Here is an 18654-nt window from a genome sequence, read left to right on the forward strand (position 1 = left end):
TTTATAATGAAAAAGGTGATCTGCTTATTTAAAATAGCCGATTTTCAATTGTTTACAATAAATAAATTGAACTTGATTGTAACTTTAGTGTCAATTCTGCCTTCCTGACATAAGAATCATAGTTATCACCAATATTTACAATCAACATCAAAAGGTTAGATGAATACATTTAAAGATTCAATAGAAACAACAACAAGATTAAAACAAATGCAACAAATCACTCAAGAAGTGCTAACCCTATAAATTCAAACATAAAAAAAGCGACCTCAAAGGGTCGCTTCTGTACATAAATAAGACTAATTAGTGTTTTAGCCGATATTCTTACGAACGTTGCGGAACATGCGCATCCAAGCCGAATCTTCGCCCCAAGACTCTGGAGCCCAAGAATTAGCTACAGTTCTAAATACACGCTCTGGGTGAGGCATCATAATAGTCACACGACCATCTGCTGTAGTTAGACCTGTAATGGCATTTGGTGAACCGTTCGGGTTGTTCGGGTACTGCTGAGTCGCATTACCGTTATTGTCTACGTAACGCAGTGCAACCGTGCCTGAGTTCTCAATCGCATTCAGGTGAGCTGAATCTTTCACTTCAACTCGACCTTCACCGTGAGATACGGCGATAGGCATACGAGAGCCAGCCATACCATCAAAGAATACAGAGTCAGACTTTTGAACCTCAACCAGGCTAAAGCGAGCCTCAAAGCGCTCAGATTCATTGCGTACGAATCGAGGCCAAAGGTCAGCGCCAGGGATCAGTTCTTTAAGGTTAGACAGCATCTGACACCCATTGCACACACCTAGGGAGAAGGTATCTTCGCGGTTGAAGAAACCTTCAAATTGGTCGCGTGCTGCTGAGTTAAACAGTACTGACTTAGCCCAACCTTCACCAGCGCCTAGAACATCACCGTAAGAGAAGCCACCACAAGCCACAAGACCTTGGTACTCTTCTAGTACCGCTTGGCCTGTTAAGATATCGCTCATATGGATATCAACAGAATCGAAGCCTGCACGATCAAATGCCGCAGCCATTTCTACATGAGAGTTGACACCTTGCTCACGTAAGATAGCCATCTTAGGCTTCACACCTGTTGCAATGTATGGTGCTGCTACGTCTTCACGTACATCGAAGGTTAGGTCTACGTTTAGACCTGGGTCAGAGTTGTCTTTCTTCGCTTCAAACTCTTGGTCTGCACAAGCAGGGTTATCACGTAGCGCTTGCATCTTATGCGTCGTTTCAGCCCAGATAGTACGTAGTTCGATACGAGAGCGCTCTATGATTGCACTGCCGTTAGCAAAGATTTCAAAGCTGTCGCTCGCTTCGACACTGCCGATAACATGTGAACATGCTTCTAGATCATTTGCTGCCAATACTGCACGCACTTGCTCAAGGTCTTCGTTCTTAACCTGAACAACCGCACCTAATTCTTCGTTGAAGAGTGTCGCTAGTGTGTCTTCGCCTAGCTCAGAGATGTCAGCCTTCACGCCACAGTGACCAGCAAACGCCATCTCAGCAAGGGTAACAAATAGACCGCCATCGCCTTTATCGTGGTAAGCAACCAGTTTGTCATCGCGCACTAGGGTTTGCATCGCGTCAAAGAAGCCTTTTAGCTGCTCTGCGTTATCCACATCAGCAGGCTTATCACCCAACTGCTTGTAAACCTGTGCCAGTGCTGTTGCACCCATGCGGTTCTTGCCATTACCAAGGTCAACAAGGACAAGGCTAGACTCGCCTTTATCAGTGCGAAGCTGCGGAGTGACCGTCTTGCGCACATCTTCTACGCGACCAAATGCCGTAATAACCAGTGAAAGTGGAGAAGTCACTTCTTTGTCTTCGCCGTTCTCGTTCCACTTAGTCTTCATCGACATAGAGTCTTTACCCACAGGGATAGTCAGGCCTAGTGCCGGACATAACTCTTCACCCACAGCCTTCACTGCTTCATAAAGGCCAGCATCTTCACCAGGATGACCCGCTGGAGACATCCAGTTTGCAGAAAGCTTAATACGTTTGATATCGCCAATGTCAGTACCCGCGATGTTAGTGAGAGACTCACCAACCGCTAAACGAGCTGAAGCGCCAAAGTCTAGCAATGCTACTGGAGTACGCTCACCCATCGACATAGACTCGCCGTGGTAAGTGTCGTAGCTCGCTGCAGTCACAGCACAGTTCGCAACGGGTACCTGCCAAGGGCCAACCATTTGGTCGCGAGCGACTAGGCCCGTTACACTGCGGTCACCAATGGTGATTAGGAAAGTTTTCTCAGCCACCGTTGGTAGGCGAAGTACGCGATCAACCGCTTCGTTTAGTTCGATACCATCGCGATTGATTGCTGGACTTTCAACCTTCAGCGTTTGCGCGTCACGGTGCATCTTAGGTGTTTTACCTAACAAGATGTCCATTGGCATATCGATCGGCGTGTTATCGAAGTGAGAATCTTCTAGTGTTAGCTGGCGCTCTTCAGTAGCAATACCGACAACCGCATACGGTGCACGTTCACGCTTACAGATGGCGTCAAACGCTGCCATGTTCTCATCCGCAACTGCCATTACATAGCGCTCTTGAGATTCGTTACACCAGATCTCTAGTGGGCTCATGCCCGGCTCATCGTTTGGCACGTCACGCAGTTGGAATTTACCACCACGCTCGCCATCGTCGACTAGTTCAGGTAGTGCGTTCGAGATACCGCCAGCACCCACATCGTGGATAAAGGCAATAGGGTTGTCATCGCCAAGCTGCCAACAACGGTCGATCACTTCTTGACAGCGACGCTCCATTTCAGGGTTTTCACGCTGAACAGAGGCAAAATCTAGGTCTTCTGCAGACTGACCAGACGCCATTGAAGAAGCTGCACCGCCACCAAGGCCGATGTTCATCGCAGGGCCGCCAAGTACGATTAGCTTAGCGCCTACAGGGATTTCTTTCTTTTGAACGTGCTCGTCACGAATATTACCCATACCACCAGCAATCATAATTGGCTTGTGGTAACCGCGGATTTCTTCACCCGCGTGAGAGGTTACTTTTTCTTCGTAAGTACGGAAGTAACCCAATAGGTTTGGACGACCAAATTCGTTGTTGAATGCTGCGCCACCTAGTGGTCCTTCAGTCATGATGTCTAAAGCAGTAACGATACGGCCTGGCTTACCAAAGTCCGTTTCCCATGGCTGCTCGAAACCTGGAATACGTAGGTTTGAGGTTGTGAAGCCCACTAGACCCGCTTTTGGCTTACCACCAATACCGGTCGCGCCTTCATCACGAATCTCACCACCCGAACCGGTTGAAGCACCGGGCCAAGGAGAGATTGCTGTTGGGTGGTTATGGGTTTCAACCTTCATCAAGATGTGTGCATCTTCATGATTATAAGAGTACTGACGTGTCTCTGGGTTCGGGAAGAAACGACCGACTTTAGAGCCTTCCATAACCGCTGCGTTGTCTTTATATGCAGACAGTACGTGGTCAGGAGTCACTTCCATGGTGTTCTTGATCATCTTGAACAGCGACTTGTCTTGAGCCACGCCGTCAATTGTCCAATCTGCATTGAAGATCTTATGACGACAGTGCTCAGAGTTTGCTTGAGCAAACATCATCAGTTCAATGTCGTTAGGGTTACGACCTAGTGTATTAAAGCTATCGACTAGATAATCAATTTCATCTTCCGCTAGCGCAAGACCCAAGTTTACATTGGCGTCTTCTAGGGCTTTACGGCCGCCGGCTAGTACATCGACAACGGTATGCGGCGCCGGCTCTGCAACAGTGAATAGTGCCGCAGCTTGTTCCATCTCACCAAAGACCACTTCCATCATGCGGTCATGTACCAATGCCTTTACAGCCTTGGTTTGTGCTTCATCCAAAGCAACAGATGTTTCAACATAGTAAGCAGTACCACGCTCTAGACGCTTAACCTTGCCCAAGCCACAGTTATGAGCAATATCTGTCGACTTAGATGACCAAGGAGAGATAGTGCCTGGGCGAGGAGTCACAAGCACTAAAGTGCCTTGTGGTTCATGCTCTTCGATCGTTGGACCATAAGTAAGCAGCTTTTCAAGCTTCTCTGCCTCTGACGCGTCAAGTTCTGCACTCACGTCTGCAAAATGCATAAACTCAGCATAAATACCTGTTACTGGCAGGTCTTGTTCACGGCAAAGTTCTAGTAGTTTTTGTACACGAAACTCAGAAAGAGCTGGGGAGCCACGCAAAATTCTCATGTGCTTAGGTCTCTTTGATGATGGATTAAAGATAATATTCAAATAAAAACAATAACTTAATTAAATTATCTATCTTTATTTCAATATTACCTAGGTTGTTTCGGGCGTATTATAAAGCAAATCTTTTTGTGAAGTAACACAAAAAGCAACCGTTTGCGCAAATTTTTGCGTCAAGGTAACTCTAACGTATACATCGTGAGGTAAAAGCCTCAGATGCGAACACTGTTTGCTCATGATTCTAGTTTCACTTCCCCGGTGATAAGGGGTTTGATATAAAGGACGAAGCGTTAAAAAAAATCCCCCTTATTATTCGGAGTTGTCCCGTACAATGCGCACGTCAGTGTTAACTAAATTCTCCCTGCTAATGGCCTCGTTCATAGCCTTACTTTTTGTCACTGGTTGTCAGTACGAAACCGATACTAAGAACGAACTGCAACAGATCAAAGACCGAGGTGTACTGCGCGTTGGAACGCTAAACAATCAACTTTCCTATTATATCGGCCCTGATGGCCCCACCGGCTTAGAGTATGAGTTGGCGTCAGAGTTTGCTAAGCAACTGGGCGTTCGTCTGGAAATCAAACCAGCCTATCGCCTCTCTGAGCTATTCCCTGCATTAAAAAATGGCGAGGTCGACATTGTTGCCGCTGGCCTTACTCAAGCTCCTAACCGAGTTAAAGCCTTTAGAGCGGGACCTGCTTACTACTATGTGAGCCAGCAAGTTGTCTATAAAAAGGGGACTTGGCGCCCAAGGAATCTCGAACAGCTGGTCGATAGCAATGAGTCCATCACTGTAGTGAAAGGCTCACACTTTGAGCAAACCTTACAAGACATCGCCAAGGAAAACCCTGAACTTAAGTATGATGTCACCAATAGCTATGACCTCAATGACTTACTCAAGCAGGTCTCTAAGGGCGAGCGCTTATTTACTGTCGCCGACTCTATCGAGCTTTCGATTACTCAACGTATCTACCCTAATATCGCACTCGCATTTGAATTGACAGAAGACCAGCCTACGTCTTGGTTCTTGCGCAGGGGCGCAGACGAAAGCCTTTATGCTCTGGTTTTAGAGTTCTTTGGTGACATTCAACAAAATGGTCAATTACAGCTAATAGAGGAGAAGTACTTTGGGCATATCGAAGACTTTGATTATGTCGATACTCGCGCGTTTGTACGCGCCTTAGACAGTAAACTACCTAAATGGGAACCTCTATTTCAAAAGTATGCCGGCGAGTTTGATTGGCGATTAATCGCCGCCCTTGCTTATCAAGAGTCGCATTGGAATCCAGATGCAAAATCCCCGACAGGCGTGCGTGGCATGATGATGTTGACCCTACCCACCGCAAAAAGTGTAGGTGTCACCGATCGCCTTGACCCTGAACAATCGATACGAGGCGGTGCTGATTACTTGAGAAAGATCGTTAATCGCATTCCCGACAGTATCAATCAACACGAAAAGATCTGGTTTGCTTTAGCCTCTTACAATGTTGGCTATGGGCACGTAATGGATGCAAGACGCATAACCAAAGCGCAAGGTGCCGATCCTGACCTGTGGAGCGATGTGAAAACGCGCCTACCCCTACTTCGCAAAAAGGGTTACTACGAGTACACACGCTACGGCTATGCCCGTGGTGATGAGGCTCTCAATTATGTGGAAAATATTCGTCGTTACTATCAAAGCATCATTGGGCATATTGATCAGCGTGACAACGCCAATGTAGAAACAGACACCGATGACTTGATGGTGATAGAAGCCCTAGAGCCTGCAAGGTCTGAGGCTTCAGAAACACTCAGCGATGAAAGCGAACCCGCCACCGAGGAATAGGGAGAGATGGCTCACAAATTAAATTCAACTGAACAATCGTTTGCGTTTATTTGCGATCTAGATCCTATGTTTAGTTTCATATTATAGTAACAATCATGTTCTATATATGTGTAGTGCAAACAACGAAACGACAGTGATTGTTTGCTTACATGAAGTTCATAGGAGATTGTTCGTTGAAACTTAAAAGAAAGCTATCTAAAAAATTATCGAATAGCACTGTTTCAGCTAACCGTCGTAAGCGTATGCTAGCCAATAACAAGAAGAAGCTTCTTTGGCGAAACCGTTCTTACGTAACGTTAGCGTTGTAGTAAAACTGAAAGCAAACATTTGGCGCAACAAAGTTGAATGTTTGCCTAATTCCCCTTCTGCTCAGCCTCTCTTCTCAAACGCTTTAATTCTTTCTGCTCTTTCCTGCGCCTTTTAAAGAACGCCTGCAATTGCTCTCTGCATTCTACTTCCATCAAGCCCGATTCAACCGTGGCATAGTGATAAGCCGCTTGGCTTTCAAATAAGTCAAGCACCGTACCTGCGGCCCCAGCCTTGAGATCCTGCGCACCAAACACAATACGCTTTACCCGACTGTGTAATAAGGCACCTGCACACATAGGGCAAGGCTCGAGAGTGACGTACAAGGTCGTATCAAGCAGTCGATAATTTTGCAAAGCCTCACCAGCCTTTCGCAGTACCTGAATCTCAGCATGAGCGGTTGCATCGTGAGCACCGATACAACGGTTCCAACCTTCAGCAATGATTTCATTATCTCTAACCAAAACCGCCCCTACCGGAACCTCGCCTTCATCTTCTGCATTTTGTGCAAGCTCTATAGCACGCTGCATATAATGATGGTCTTGCTCAGAAAAGGATGGAGTGTTTGTTTCGCTCATATCAAGGCCTACGAATTAATTTGAGGGCAATGTACCCTGAGCCAGTTTCACGCTCAAGAATTCAATTGCCATTTTTACTTTAGGTGAAAGATGACGGTTTTGCGGATACAGCGCCCAGATAGGCTCTCGCTCGCAGCGATAATCAGGGAGCAGTTCTATTAAATAGTTATTTTCTATATGCGATGCCACATAGAAGTCAGGAAGCTGAACTACACCTTTCCCTTGCAAAGCAGCCGCAGTAAGGACATTTCCGCTATTGCATCGAAAGCTCCCTCTCATCGTAAGGTTGAGCTTTTTGTTATTTTCCAGAAAACGCCAGGTAGATGAGGAGCTCAACAGGCAATCACAGTCAGCTAACTGAGAAGGATGCAGCACTTCTCCTTGTTCAGCAATATAGCCAGGGCTTGCGCACACATATTGCTGACGCTCTGAGAGCTTCCTTGCAATGAGACTCGAGTCTGGCAGCTCGCCAATACGAATCGCTATATCAAATTTGTCAGCGATGAGGTCTAGCCTATCGTTACTCAACTGCAAATCCAGCTCGAGCTGAGGATAAAGCGCAATAAACTCCATCAGCAAGGGGGCTATCACCGATTCACCATAAGTAGTAGGTGCCGTGATTCGCAAACGGCCGATAGGCAAAGAGTGAGATTCAGTGACCTCTCTCTCTGCTTCTGCAAGCCCATCGAGTAGCATACGGCAATGCTCAGCATACCCTAGCCCAACATCAGTCACCGACACTCTGCGTGTTGTTCTATGCACCAACTTAACACCTAATCGAGCTTCTAAAGCGGATAATCGTCGGCTGATCTGAGCAACAGAGGTATCAAGCGCGAGAGCCGCCTTAGTGAAGCTTTCACTATCCGCCACAGCAACGAACTCTTCAATGCCTTCCCACTGACTCATTATTACACCTGCGTAAAAGTGATTTTCAAAAAGCCTAGTTTATCATCATAAAAGAAACAATATAATCGTTCTCATAGTCTAAAGTTTTAACTAACTCTTTCGCCAATAGGAAATCACTATGACCGACCAATTTATCAAATCACGCGCAGCTGTTGCTTGGGGACCAAACCAACCACTGACTATGGAAGAAGTGGATGTAATGTTGCCTAGAAAAGGCGAGGTTCTGGTAAAGATCATCGCAACCGGCGTATGTCATACCGATGCATTTACTTTATCGGGCGAAGATCCAGAGGGTATCTTCCCGTCGATTCTCGGTCATGAGGGTGGCGGTGTTGTAGAAATGGTCGGCGAAGGCGTCACCAGTGTATCAGTAGGTGATCATGTAATTCCTCTTTATACCGCAGAATGTGGCGAGTGTAAGTTCTGTAAATCAGGTAAGACGAACCTATGCCAAGCGGTACGCGAAACCCAAGGTAAGGGTTTGATGCCAGATGGCACAACGCGCTTCTACAAAGATGGTCAGCCTATCTATCACTATATGGGTTGTTCTACCTTCTCTGAGTACACAGTACTGCCTGAGATATCTTTGGCAAAAGTGAACAAAGATGCCCCTCTTGAAGAGGTTTGCTTGCTAGGCTGTGGGGTTACCACAGGTATGGGTGCGGTATTGAATACAGCCAAGGTAGAAGAAGGCGATAACGTGGCTATCTTTGGTCTTGGCGGTATCGGTCTTTCGGCGATTATTGGCGCAAAAATGGCTGGAGCGAATCGCATCATCGGCGTTGATATCAACGAAAGTAAGTTTGAGCTAGCGAAGCAACTAGGCGCTACCGACTGCATTAACCCTAAAGATTACGATAAGCCAATCCAAGAAGTGATCGTTGAGATGACTGATGGCGGTGTTGAGTATTCATTTGAGTGTATTGGTAATGTCGATGTAATGCGTTCTGCCCTTGAGTGTTGTCACAAGGGTTGGGGCGAATCCGTTATCATTGGTGTTGCAGGTGCAGGGCAAGAGATCTCAACTCGTCCGTTCCAGTTAGTCACTGGGCGCGTATGGCGCGGCAGTGCATTTGGTGGTGTTAAAGGCCGTTCTGAACTGCCTGAGATTGTAAATCGCTATATGGCTGGCGAGTTTGGCCTGCAAGAGTTCATCACCCACACCATGGGCCTTAAGGACATCAACGAAGCCTTTGACCTAATGCACCGAGGTGAAAGCATTCGAACGGTTATCCATTTCGATAAATAACAGCAGTAACAGCGACGCTATATCCAAGATGTAGCGTCGCTTTTTTATTTTTGGGAATCCTTTATGAGCATCAACAAAATCAGTGAAACTAAAGTCTTTGGTGGGTTACATCAACGATTTACTCATCAATCCAGCTCTACACAATGTGAAATGACCTTTGCCATCTTCTTACCCCCTCAGGTTAATCAACACCCCGTACCTGTGCTCTACTGGCTATCAGGACTCACCTGCACCGATGAAAATTTCATGCAAAAAGCTGGTGCCTTTCGCAAGGCAGCTGAGTTGGGTATCGCTATCGTCGCTCCCGACACTAGCCCTAGAGGTGACTCAGTGCCTGATGATAGTGATAAAGCCTATGACTTCGGACTAGGAGCAGGGTTTTACTTAAACGCCACCGAGGCGCCTTGGAAAGCACACTATCAGATGTACTCCTATGTGGTTGATGAACTGCCAGCCTTAATTGAGTCGCAGTTTTCAGTCACCCATAAAAAAGCAATTTCAGGACACAGCATGGGCGGTCATGGCGCCTTGACTATAGGGCTGAAAAACCAAGACAAATACCAATCAATCTCAGCGTTTAGTCCTATTACTAACCCGACAGAGTGCCCTTGGGGCATCAAAGCGCTCTCAAACTATCTCGGTAATGATCAAACGCAATGGCAAGACTATGATGCGTGTAAGTTGCTGGCAAAGCACGGCTGTCAGTTACCAATTCTTGTTGACCAAGGTGATGCTGATGGTTTCTTAGAAGAGCAGCTGAAGCCTAACCACCTTATTGATGTGGCCGCTCAACAGAAACTGGACTTTGAGCTTCGTATGCAAGCAGGCTATGACCATAGCTATTTCTTTATCTCGAGCTTTATCGACGATCATCTAGCCTTCCACGCTAAACACCTATAAATCAAACTCGCAAAAACAACAAAGCCCGCCTAAATAGGCGGGCTTTTCTTTTATCTATAAGTCACTTACATAGTGTAAGTGTAAGGTGCTTGGATACCAAGTGGGATACCAAGAGCCCAGTAAGCTAGCAAGAAGATAGTCCAACCAATCAGCATTGCGATTGAGAATGGCATCATTAGAGAAGCTAGAGTACCGATACCTGTGTTCTTAACATAGCGTTGGCAGTAAACCACAACTAGAGGGAAGAACACCATTAGTGGAGATATGATGTTAGATACAGAATCACCCACACGGTATGCAGCCTGAGATAGCTCAGGAGAGATACCCACCGCCATCAACATTGGAACTAGGATAGGACCAATCAGTGCCCACTTAGCCGATGCAGAACCTACAAGAAGGTTCACAAATGCTGTTAGTAGAATCATGCCCACTACTGTCGCTTCACCAGGAAGGTTCATCGCCTTCAGACCTTCAGCACCGTATAGCGCTAGCATAGTACCGATGTTTGATTGGCCAAACGCCACTAGGAACTGAGCACAGAAGAATGACATTACCATGTACGCACCCATAGTGTTCATGGTGTCAGACATAGATTTGATAACGTCATTGCTGCTCTTGAACTTACCTACCACTCGGCCATATACGATGCCAGGGATGATAAATAAGATGAAGATCAATGGAACGATAGACTGCATGATAGGTGCAGAGAACGCTGTGATCTCGCCTTCAGGAGAACGTAGTGCAGAGTTCTCAGGCATGACTGCAGCGACAAGCAAAGCAATACCAGCAATCATTGACCAACCAGCATATTTGAATGCTTTGGCTTCTAGTTCAGTCATTGAGCCTAGGTCAGGTGCTTCTTCAGCATCTTCATCTACTTTAGTAGTTGCGTTTAGGCGTGGTTCAATGATGCGTTCAGTAACAAACCAACCGATAGCAACAATCAACACTGAAGATAGGCCAGTGAAGTAGATGTTTGCTAGTGGGTTAACAATGTACTCAGGGTCTAGAACGTTTGCCGCAGTCTGAGTAAAGCCAGCTAGAAGCGGGTCAATACCAGAAGGGATAAAGTTCGCAGAGAAACCACCAGATACACCAGCAAACGCAGCTGCAATACCCGCAAGTGGGTGACGCCCAGCAGCGTGGAAGATGATACCACCTAGTGGGATAACCAATACGTAGCCAGCATCAGCAGCCGTGTGAGACACGATAGCAACCAAGATAAGCATTGGAGTAAGAAGTTTCGCTGGCGTAAAGCTCAACATCTTCTTTAGACCAGTGGTGATGAAGCCAGAAGAATCTGCTACACCAACACCTAGCATTGCAACTAGAACGATACCTAAAGGAGCAAAGCCTGTGAAGGTCGTTACCATGTTAGCAAGGAAGTGAGCCAACGCTTCACCGGTTAATAGGTTTGTAATCTCAAGAGGATCACCGGTGCGTGGGTTGATTAGGTCAAACGAGACATTAGAAAGTAGGGCTGAAAATACCCAAACTATGATTAATGCCCAAAAGAATAAGATAGCTGGATCTGGGATCTTATTACCTGCTTTTTCTATCAGGTTTAAGAAGCGATCCATGCCACCTTGTTTAGGTGCTGTGTTTGCTGCTTGGTTGCTCATTAGATTACCGCTCTGTGACTTTTACAAAAATGTAAAATGCTAAAAAATTGGTATTATTTTTATTAGGGCGCACATTTTACCCAAACTAATGCGAAAAAACAGAATCTAAGTTTGCAAAATGAGGTATCTGGCGCTTATTTTGCACTCAGTTAACAAGTGCAAAATAACCCCATTACACGCAAATCTACAATTAACCCACAAACGCAACTGTGCGGTTACCTAGACGATACTTTATGTATTCATATTGTTGATTATTACTCTCTGCAACATTTGATGGCAGTCAGTTAATGGTGAGTTAATAAAATGCTACCCAAGTGGATATAACAACAGATTCAAGCTGACCCCATGGGTTTACCCAACTAGCAGCAACCTCTAGCTTAGTGCCCGATACCCCCAGAGATGATGTTTGTTTACTACTAGAGAGCGTCATATCAATAGTGGGCTCTTCTAACCCTTGCCACTGAGGTTCAATCTCAGTGCCTGTGATGGTCATAATGCGGGCGTACTCCAAATAGTTTTCCATATGATGCAGTACGAGTAAGGATTGCTCTGCATGCTTCGACTCTCTTTGCAAGTACACACCACCTTGAATCAAATTCAGCGACAGCAATGACACCAAGGTGACTGATAGCAACACCTCAAGCATGGAAGCTCCCCGCTCCCTGAAAGAACACTTAGAAATCACGCCAACTGCCTTTGAGCCATTCTCGCTTAGCAAACCTAAATCTAGACGCCATAAGATGAGCTTCATTTTCCACAACCTCTAAGCCGCCTTGCTCAAGCAAAATCGGCGCTGAAAGCTTTAACAGTAATCCCCCTTCAATCTTTGGATTTGCAACAATACTCACCTCATAGCTTTCCTCCTCAGAGTGCCAGATTGTAATGATTCCCTGTAGCGTTTGACTGCCTGAAAAGGCCAAGTCGCCGTCAACAAACAATAGAGAAAAAGGCTCATTTGAGGATAAAACGGTTAATTGATCCCAGTGATAAGCGCTAATAGAGCAATGGCCACTAATGACAAAACTGCGACCACCATTCGCACTTTTCAGTAAAAGGTAATCACCGCAGGCCTGCTTTGTAGTCACTTCAATTTCTTCCCCCCAACGCGGTTTTAAGAAGTTGAGATCTGTATATCCAAAGAAATGCGAAACCACCGATGGTTCAACAAGTATCGAAGACCCGAATACGCCCTGGGGTAAAGCGTGGTTTGAGGCAATTGCCACATCATGTTCCATCTCCCCAAGCTTCATTAAAGCGCTACTCGCTATGCTCCCTTGGTCTGCTTGAAGCTTAAATTGGTTCTTCGTCTCTTGGGCTTCAACCAACAAGTTAGTGTTGTCGTCTTGCACGCATTGCGCAGTTGGAAGAGTGTGTAGCGAGACGGTATGTATAGCCAAGCAATTGATGGCTGACTCGAGTTGCCAATCGAGGTCCAGCCGCTTGTGGTGCAGGTGTGCTTGCCACTTAATTGAATCTGTCAAATAGCGAGAATTATCTAAAGCAATAAACCCCATTACAAATAGAATAACTAGCACCACAAATAGTGCATACCCTCTACTGTGATGCATCGCCATCGACTTCCACTGGCAGGTTACGTGATGCCACATAGATAAAATTGGCTTTAGGAGACTCTCCTTTTAGCCCTATGGCATAGTCAATGCGCAGCAAACTTACTCCATCGGAAGCCTTGCTAACCTCAAAACCCCTCATAGATAAAAGCTTGTCGTTCAACATCGAAAAGTTGATGGTGTTGGAACAGGTATCGAGCAAGGGCAATTCGGATGCGTGAGAGTCAGCGCAATACTTGAGTTTGTACTGTAAAGCATCTCGCCAAATTGATACTCGGCGATACTCTCCTGTGTCATCTTTGTAACCCAAAGCAATTTTTGATTCTTGTATCTCAATGCCAGAGGATTGTGCGTACCCTGCCCTTCTGATTTCACCTCTTAGGTAAGTGGCTAGATGATGGCTGGCGATGAGCAGTTGCGTGCGCTTAATTTGCTGTGACAACAACTGTTGCTGATGCACAAATAAGCTAGAAGAAGAGAGCAATAACAAACTGGACAGGCCAAGCCCGAGGAGCAACTCAAGCAGTGATAAACCGCTTTGCGCCCTCAGCATGAGCTATAGCCATAAGTACGTTCACCGGCAGCGCAAATCCTGATTCTTCCAGTAATGTCATGGTAAATCACTTTAACCTTGCTCTCAGCTTCTAGCCAAACACTGATATTGCCATTGCCCGATGGCCTGCCGGTTATGCCTGAAAATCGCAGTACTGTTGTGGTCGAGCTTAGAAAAACATCGGAGAGGATCTGAGGGTTAATCGCCTTACTGAATATCGAAGATGCGGTGCGCGCATCGGCGTCTGCATGGAGGGCGATATAGCTATTGCTTGGTGTTGATTGAATATGAAGCCATAAGTCCTTTTTCATCCCATAGGCGCCATCTCGCCCAGCAATAAAAGCGGTATGAACTTGAGCTACCGCGCGCTTCATCTTGAGATTATCAAGTTGCTGTTTAACTGGGCTAACTATCCACTGGCCTGTTATCCCGAGTAACAAACAACACACCAATACCTCGATAAGAGAGTAACCCTTAATGCTCTTGATTGTCGTGTTCATTACCGAACACTAGTTGCCTCTACAACGAAGGTAAATCTGGCAAAAAAACCTTAGGGGATAAGACGCAAAAACTCATACTTGTCCTGGTACTGGTACTGGTGCTGGTACAAAAAAGGCCAACACTAGGTTGGCCTTTACAAATCAAACGCTAATCAACACTTAGCTGGTTAGGTCATCAAAGAATTTTTTAACGCCGTCGAAGAAGCCTTCAGACTTTGGCTTATGCTTGTTAGCTGCTTCGCCGCCACAAGACTCTTCAAACTCTTTAAGCAATTCTTTCTGACGAGAGTTCAGCTTAACTGGCGTCTCAACAACTAGCTTCACGATCAAGTCACCTTGTGGACCGCCACGAACGCCTTTCACACCCTTGCTACGCATACGGAACATACGGCCCGTTTGCGTTTCAGCAGGAACCTTCAGGCTTACACGTCCGTCTAGAGTTGGAACTTCTACTTCGCCACCCAGAGCGGCCATAGTGAAGCTAACCGGTACTTCACAATATAAGTTGCTGCCATCACGTTCAAAGATATGGTGCTCTTTAACGTGCACTTGAACATACAGATCGCCCGCAGGAGCGCCGTGTTCACCAGCCTCACCCTCGCCTGATAGACGGATGCGATCGCCCGTATCTACGCCAGCTGGGATCTTAACGTTAAGTGATTTAGTTTTGTGTATACGACCTTCACCATGACACGAGTCACAAGGGTCTTTAATGATCTTGCCTTTACCGTGACAAGTAGGACAAGCTTGCTGAACAGCAAAGAAGCCCTGGCGCATTTGAACCTGACCATGACCATGACAGGTGCCACACGTCTGAGCAGAAGAACCTTTCTTCGCGCCCGAACCATCACACACTTCACAGCCTACTAGCGTAGGAACTTCGATCTCTTTTGAGCAACCACGAACCGCTTCTTCAAGGGTCAGTTCCATGTTGTATCGTAGGTCAGCACCACGTTGTGCGCGCTGTTGACCACCGCCACGACGGCCGCCACCAAAGATATCACCAAACACATCACCGAAGATGTCGCCAAAATCAGCACCGCCGCCACCAAAGCCACCGCCGCCCATGCCACCTTGTTCAAAGGCTGCATGACCATACTGATCGTAGGCAGCACGTTTTTGAGAGTCAGTAAGGACCTCGTACGCCTCTTTAACCTCTTTAAACTTCTCAGCTGCGCCATCGTCACCTTGGTTGCGATCCGGATGGAATTTCATCGCAAGGCGTTTGTATGCTTTCTTGATATCACGCTCAGAAGCGTCTCGGCTTACGCCCAGTACTTCGTAAAGATCACGTTTAGACATGTGTTTCGTCACCAAATTATTTACTGCAAGCGGCAAAACCGCTTAATGGTTTATATCGATATAGATGGAGGTTCTAGCTTCTAGCTTCTAGCTTCTAAAAATATCATCTATAGCGACAGCTATTATTACAAACAGAAGGGCGTTAAGGTTTCCCTAAACGCCCATAAGCTACTGTTAGAATAGAAAAAGTTATTTTCTAAACTAAAGCGAGTTATCCATAGAACGCATAACATTCATCGTGAATTCACTCGCTATAGTGTCGAGAATTACTTCTTCTCGTCTTTCACTTCTTCAAACTCAGCATCAACAACATCGTCATCTTGAGACTGTTGTTGGTCAGCGTCAGCACCTTGTGCTTGCTGTGCTTGAGCTTGCTGTTGAGCAATTTCCATTAGCTTTTGAGCCGCAGTCATTAGCGCTTGAACTTTAGCGTCGATAGCTTCTTTGTCATCACCAGACTTAACTTCTTCTAGCTCAGTGATAGCTGCTTCGATCTTAGTTTTCTCTTCAGCAGGAAGTGCGTCGCCCGCTTCTTCGATTTGCTTACGAGTACCGTGGATCATTTGGTCAGCTTGGTTACGAGTAGTCACTAACTCTTCGAACTTTTTGTCCGCTTCTTTGTTAGCTTCTGCTTCTTGTACCATTTTCTCGATATCGTCGTCGCTTAGACCGCCAGACGCTTGGATAGTGATCTTCTGCTCTTTGTTAGTCTGCTTGTCTTTCGCAGAAACGTGCAGGATACCATCCGCATCAAGGTCGAAGGTTACTTCGATTTGAGGCATACCACGTGGTGCAGCTTGGATACCTTCTAGGTTAAATTGACCTAGAGATTTGTTGTAAGACGCTTGCTTACGCTCACCTTGAAGAACGTGGATAGTTACCGCGTTCTGGTTGTCTTCTGCTGTAGAGAAAACTTGGTTCGCTTTAGTTGGAATAGTCGTGTTCTTCTCAACTAGCTTAGTCATTACGCCACCCATAGTCTCGATACCTAGAGACAGTGGAGTTACGTCAAGTAGAAGTACGTCAGTTACGTCGCCCGCAAGTACACCACCTTGAACTGCAGCACCCATTGCTACTGCTTCGTCAGGGTTAACGTCTTTACGTGGCTCTTTGCCGAAGAACTCAGTTACCTTAGCTTGAACCATAGGCATACGAGTCTGACCACCTACTAGGATTACGTCAGTGATTTCGCCTACAGATAAGTCAGCATCCGCTAGAGCAACTTTAAGTGGCTCAAGAGAACGTTGAACTAGGTCTTCAACTAGAGCTTCTAGCTTCGCACGCGTTACTTTAACGTTCATGTGCTTAGGACCAGTTGCATCAGCAGTAACGTAAGGTAGGTTTACGTCAGTTTGGGTAGTAGAAGAAAGCTCGATTTTCGCTTTTTCTGCTGCTTCTTTAACACGTTGCATTGCTAGAGGATCAGCTTTAAGGTCGATGCCTTGTTCTTTTTTGAACTCGTCAACCAAGTAGTTGATCATGCGGTTATCGAAGTCTTCACCACCAAGGTGAGTGTCACCGTTAGTTGCTAGAACTTCAAAGGTCTTCTCGCCTTCAACTTCATCGATTTCGATGATAGAGATATCGAATGTACCACCACCAAGGTCGTAAACTGCGATAGTGCGATCGCCACCAGACTTGTCTAGACCGTATGCTAGAGCAGCAGCTGTTGGTTCGTTGATGATACGCTTAACTTCAAGACCTGCGATACGACCCGCATCTTTAGTTGCTTGACGCTGTGCATCGTTAAAGTAAGCAGGAACTGTGATTACAGCACCAGTTACTTCTTCACCAAGGAAGTCTTCTGCAGTCTTCTTCATTTTCTTAAGAACTTCAGCAGATACTTGAGGAGCAGCCATTTTTTGGCCTTTCGCTTCTACCCATGCATCGCCGTTGTCAGCCTTAACAATTTTGTAAGGCATGATTTCGATGTCACGCTGAACTTCTTCGTCTTCAAAACGACGACCAATTAGACGCTTGATTGCAAATAGCGTGTTTTCTGGGTTGGTTACTGCTTGACGTTTAGCAGGCTGACCAACCAAAGTCTCGCCGTCTGTGTATGCGATTACAGATGCGGTTGTGCGCTCACCTTCCGCGTTCTCGATTACGCGTGGTTTTTCACCGTCTAGAACTGAAACGCATGAATTAGTTGTACCTAAGTCAATACCAATGATTTTACCCATCAGGCTATCTCCAAAAATTTGATTATTTGTTTCTTTACTACCCCATAAGTGGGGATGCTTAGCTTGGTTTCAACCCCAAGCTACAAATTAGTTAGTAGCAGTTAGCTTATGTTTAATTGCTCTGCACCATAGATAGGGTCTGGATTCTTTGTTTCAAGACTTGGGCAGAAAAAAAAACAAAAAAAGAGGCTGAAAACAGCCTCTTTTTAAAACTTGATGCTTTGGACGCTTATTTAGCAACCATTACCATCGCTGGGCGAACGACACGACCGTTAAGCTCATAACCCTTCTGCAATACGATAGTTACGGTATTGCTTTCGTGATCTGGGCTTTCAACCATAGATACTGCGTTGTGCAGTTCAGGGTTGAATGCTTCGCCAACAGGGTTAATTTCTACTAGGCCGTTTTTAGAAACAACATCAGTAAATGATTTATGTGTCATTTCGATGCCTTCAAGGAATGGCTTAACCACTTCGTTCTCAGAGTCTGCCGCTTCCATTGCACGTTCTAGGTTATCAATAACCGGTAGCAATTCTTCAGCAAACTTGTTGATCGCAAATTTACGAGCTTTAGATATCTCTTGCTCTGTGCGGCGACGCATGTTCTCAACTTCTGCTTTAGCGCGAATAACGCTGTCTTGCTGTTCTTTAAGGCGCATCTCTGTTTGAAGCAATGCGGCTTCTAGTTGAGCAACCTTAGACTCTTCCACTTCTGCGTCAGTTTCTTCGTTCCATTCGATGTCACCTTCACCGCCGATCACTTCAGCTTCTTCAGTCACTTCTTCTGCAACTTGTTCAGCTTCATGTGCCGCTTGTGCTAGTTCTTCTTCGTTAATCTTGTTTTCTTTATCGCTCATGATCTCTCCGACGCGGATACGCATATTCCTGAAAGTGCTATTATTTTGACAGAAATGCATCCACAAAAAATTAGCATCTGAATTCAACTTGCCTTTATTATGGGGAT

The 18654-nt window shown here is 45.9% G+C and carries 15 protein-coding genes; 4 read left to right on the top strand and 11 right to left on the bottom strand.

The genetic code is table 11. From position 1 onward, the window contains the following. Nucleotides 1–308: 308 nt before the first annotated feature. Nucleotides 309–4202, bottom strand: a complete 3894-nt coding sequence (gene purL / locus D5I41_RS18970; protein WP_119011141.1) for a phosphoribosylformylglycinamidine synthase — start codon at nt 4200–4202, stop codon at nt 309–311. 328 nt (nt 4203–4530) lie between these two features. On the opposite strand from purL, the gene mltF reads away from it, so the two are divergent. Together mltF and D5I41_RS21535 are read left to right on the top strand one after the other, a co-directional pair. Beyond that, nucleotides 4531–6024, top strand: a complete 1494-nt coding sequence (gene mltF / locus D5I41_RS18975) for a membrane-bound lytic murein transglycosylase MltF (RefSeq protein WP_119011142.1) — start codon at nt 4531–4533, stop codon at nt 6022–6024. 173 nt (nt 6025–6197) lie between these two features. After that, complete coding sequence (locus D5I41_RS21535) at nt 6198–6332, top strand: hypothetical protein (protein WP_257744107.1); 135 nt, start codon at nt 6198–6200, stop codon at nt 6330–6332. Nucleotides 6333–6377: 45 nt separating this feature from the next. Here the strand turns inward: D5I41_RS21535 and tadA are convergent, their stop codons facing one another. Together tadA and D5I41_RS18985 are read right to left on the bottom strand one after the other, a co-directional pair. Beyond that, nucleotides 6378–6908: a tRNA adenosine(34) deaminase TadA gene (gene tadA / locus D5I41_RS18980; protein WP_119011143.1), complete on the bottom strand. Its 531-nt coding sequence runs from the start codon at nt 6906–6908 to the stop codon at nt 6378–6380. 15 nt (nt 6909–6923) lie between these two features. Further along, a complete protein-coding gene (locus tag D5I41_RS18985) occupies nt 6924–7814 on the bottom strand; it encodes a LysR substrate-binding domain-containing protein (RefSeq protein ID WP_119011144.1) in 891 nt (296 codons plus the stop codon). Nucleotides 7815–7932: 118 nt separating this feature from the next. Between D5I41_RS18985 and D5I41_RS18990 the strand changes: the two genes are divergently transcribed. Next, nucleotides 7933–9063, top strand: a complete 1131-nt coding sequence (locus tag D5I41_RS18990) for an S-(hydroxymethyl)glutathione dehydrogenase/class III alcohol dehydrogenase (protein WP_119011145.1) — start codon at nt 7933–7935, stop codon at nt 9061–9063. Between the two features lie 63 nt (nt 9064–9126). Then, nucleotides 9127–9963: an S-formylglutathione hydrolase gene (gene fghA, locus D5I41_RS18995; RefSeq protein ID WP_119011146.1), complete on the top strand. Its 837-nt coding sequence runs from the start codon at nt 9127–9129 to the stop codon at nt 9961–9963. A gap of 65 nt (nt 9964–10028) precedes the next feature. On the opposite strand, the gene D5I41_RS19000 is transcribed toward fghA, so the two are convergent. The 8 genes from D5I41_RS19000 to grpE form a co-directional block, all read right to left on the bottom strand. Continuing rightward, nucleotides 10029–11585 (bottom strand): AbgT family transporter, encoded by a 1557-nt coding sequence (locus tag D5I41_RS19000; protein ID WP_119011147.1) that lies wholly within the window; start codon nt 11583–11585, stop codon nt 10029–10031. A gap of 295 nt (nt 11586–11880) precedes the next feature. Next, complete coding sequence (locus D5I41_RS19005; RefSeq protein WP_119011148.1) at nt 11881–12231, bottom strand: hypothetical protein; 351 nt, start codon at nt 12229–12231, stop codon at nt 11881–11883. 28 nt (nt 12232–12259) lie between these two features. After that, a complete protein-coding gene (locus D5I41_RS19010; RefSeq protein ID WP_235868950.1) occupies nt 12260–13159 on the bottom strand; it encodes a hypothetical protein in 900 nt (299 codons plus the stop codon). After that, nucleotides 13140–13706, bottom strand: a complete 567-nt coding sequence (locus tag D5I41_RS19015; RefSeq protein WP_119011149.1) for a hypothetical protein — start codon at nt 13704–13706, stop codon at nt 13140–13142. Before D5I41_RS19015 ends, D5I41_RS19010 begins: the two co-directional genes overlap by 20 nt. Then, a complete protein-coding gene (locus tag D5I41_RS19020; protein ID WP_119011150.1) occupies nt 13700–14206 on the bottom strand; it encodes a hypothetical protein in 507 nt (168 codons plus the stop codon). The genes D5I41_RS19015 and D5I41_RS19020 overlap by 7 nt, the downstream gene beginning before the upstream one ends. A 159-nt stretch (nt 14207–14365) precedes the next feature. Continuing rightward, nucleotides 14366–15508, bottom strand: coding sequence for a molecular chaperone DnaJ (gene dnaJ / locus D5I41_RS19025; protein ID WP_119011151.1), 1143 nt, complete (start codon nt 15506–15508; stop codon nt 14366–14368). Nucleotides 15509–15774: 266 nt separating this feature from the next. Further along, nucleotides 15775–17691 (bottom strand): molecular chaperone DnaK, encoded by a 1917-nt coding sequence (gene dnaK / locus D5I41_RS19030; RefSeq protein WP_119011152.1) that lies wholly within the window; start codon nt 17689–17691, stop codon nt 15775–15777. 229 nt (nt 17692–17920) lie between these two features. After that, on the bottom strand, nt 17921–18547 hold the full coding sequence (gene grpE, locus D5I41_RS19035) for a nucleotide exchange factor GrpE (protein ID WP_119011153.1): 627 nt from the start codon (nt 18545–18547) through the stop codon (nt 17921–17923). Nucleotides 18548–18654 lie beyond the last annotated feature (107 nt).

Origin of the sequence: Vibrio superstes, from assembly GCF_003569005.1 — a bacterium.
Lineage (GTDB): Bacteria > Pseudomonadota > Gammaproteobacteria > Enterobacterales > Vibrionaceae > Vibrio > Vibrio superstes.

Coding starts and splice junctions, on each gene's coding strand:
- purL (WP_119011141.1), bottom strand. CDS start 4,202: ATGAGAATTTTGCGTGGCTCCCCAGCTCTTTCTGAGTTTCGTGTACAA.
- mltF (WP_119011142.1), top strand. CDS start 4,531: ATGCGCACGTCAGTGTTAACTAAATTCTCCCTGCTAATGGCCTCGTTC.
- tadA (WP_119011143.1), bottom strand. CDS start 6,908: ATGAGCGAAACAAACACTCCATCCTTTTCTGAGCAAGACCATCATTAT.
- D5I41_RS18985 (WP_119011144.1), bottom strand. CDS start 7,814: ATGAGTCAGTGGGAAGGCATTGAAGAGTTCGTTGCTGTGGCGGATAGT.
- D5I41_RS18990 (WP_119011145.1), top strand. CDS start 7,933: ATGACCGACCAATTTATCAAATCACGCGCAGCTGTTGCTTGGGGACCA.
- fghA (WP_119011146.1), top strand. CDS start 9,127: ATGAGCATCAACAAAATCAGTGAAACTAAAGTCTTTGGTGGGTTACAT.
- D5I41_RS19000 (WP_119011147.1), bottom strand. CDS start 11,585: ATGAGCAACCAAGCAGCAAACACAGCACCTAAACAAGGTGGCATGGAT.
- D5I41_RS19005 (WP_119011148.1), bottom strand. CDS start 12,231: ATGCTTGAGGTGTTGCTATCAGTCACCTTGGTGTCATTGCTGTCGCTG.
- D5I41_RS19010 (WP_235868950.1), bottom strand. CDS start 13,159: ATGGCGATGCATCACAGTAGAGGGTATGCACTATTTGTGGTGCTAGTT.
- D5I41_RS19015 (WP_119011149.1), bottom strand. CDS start 13,706: ATGCTGAGGGCGCAAAGCGGTTTATCACTGCTTGAGTTGCTCCTCGGG.
- D5I41_RS19020 (WP_119011150.1), bottom strand. CDS start 14,206: ATGAACACGACAATCAAGAGCATTAAGGGTTACTCTCTTATCGAGGTA.
- dnaJ (WP_119011151.1), bottom strand. CDS start 15,508: ATGTCTAAACGTGATCTTTACGAAGTACTGGGCGTAAGCCGAGACGCT.
- dnaK (WP_119011152.1), bottom strand. CDS start 17,691: ATGGGTAAAATCATTGGTATTGACTTAGGTACAACTAATTCATGCGTT.
- grpE (WP_119011153.1), bottom strand. CDS start 18,547: ATGAGCGATAAAGAAAACAAGATTAACGAAGAAGAACTAGCACAAGCG.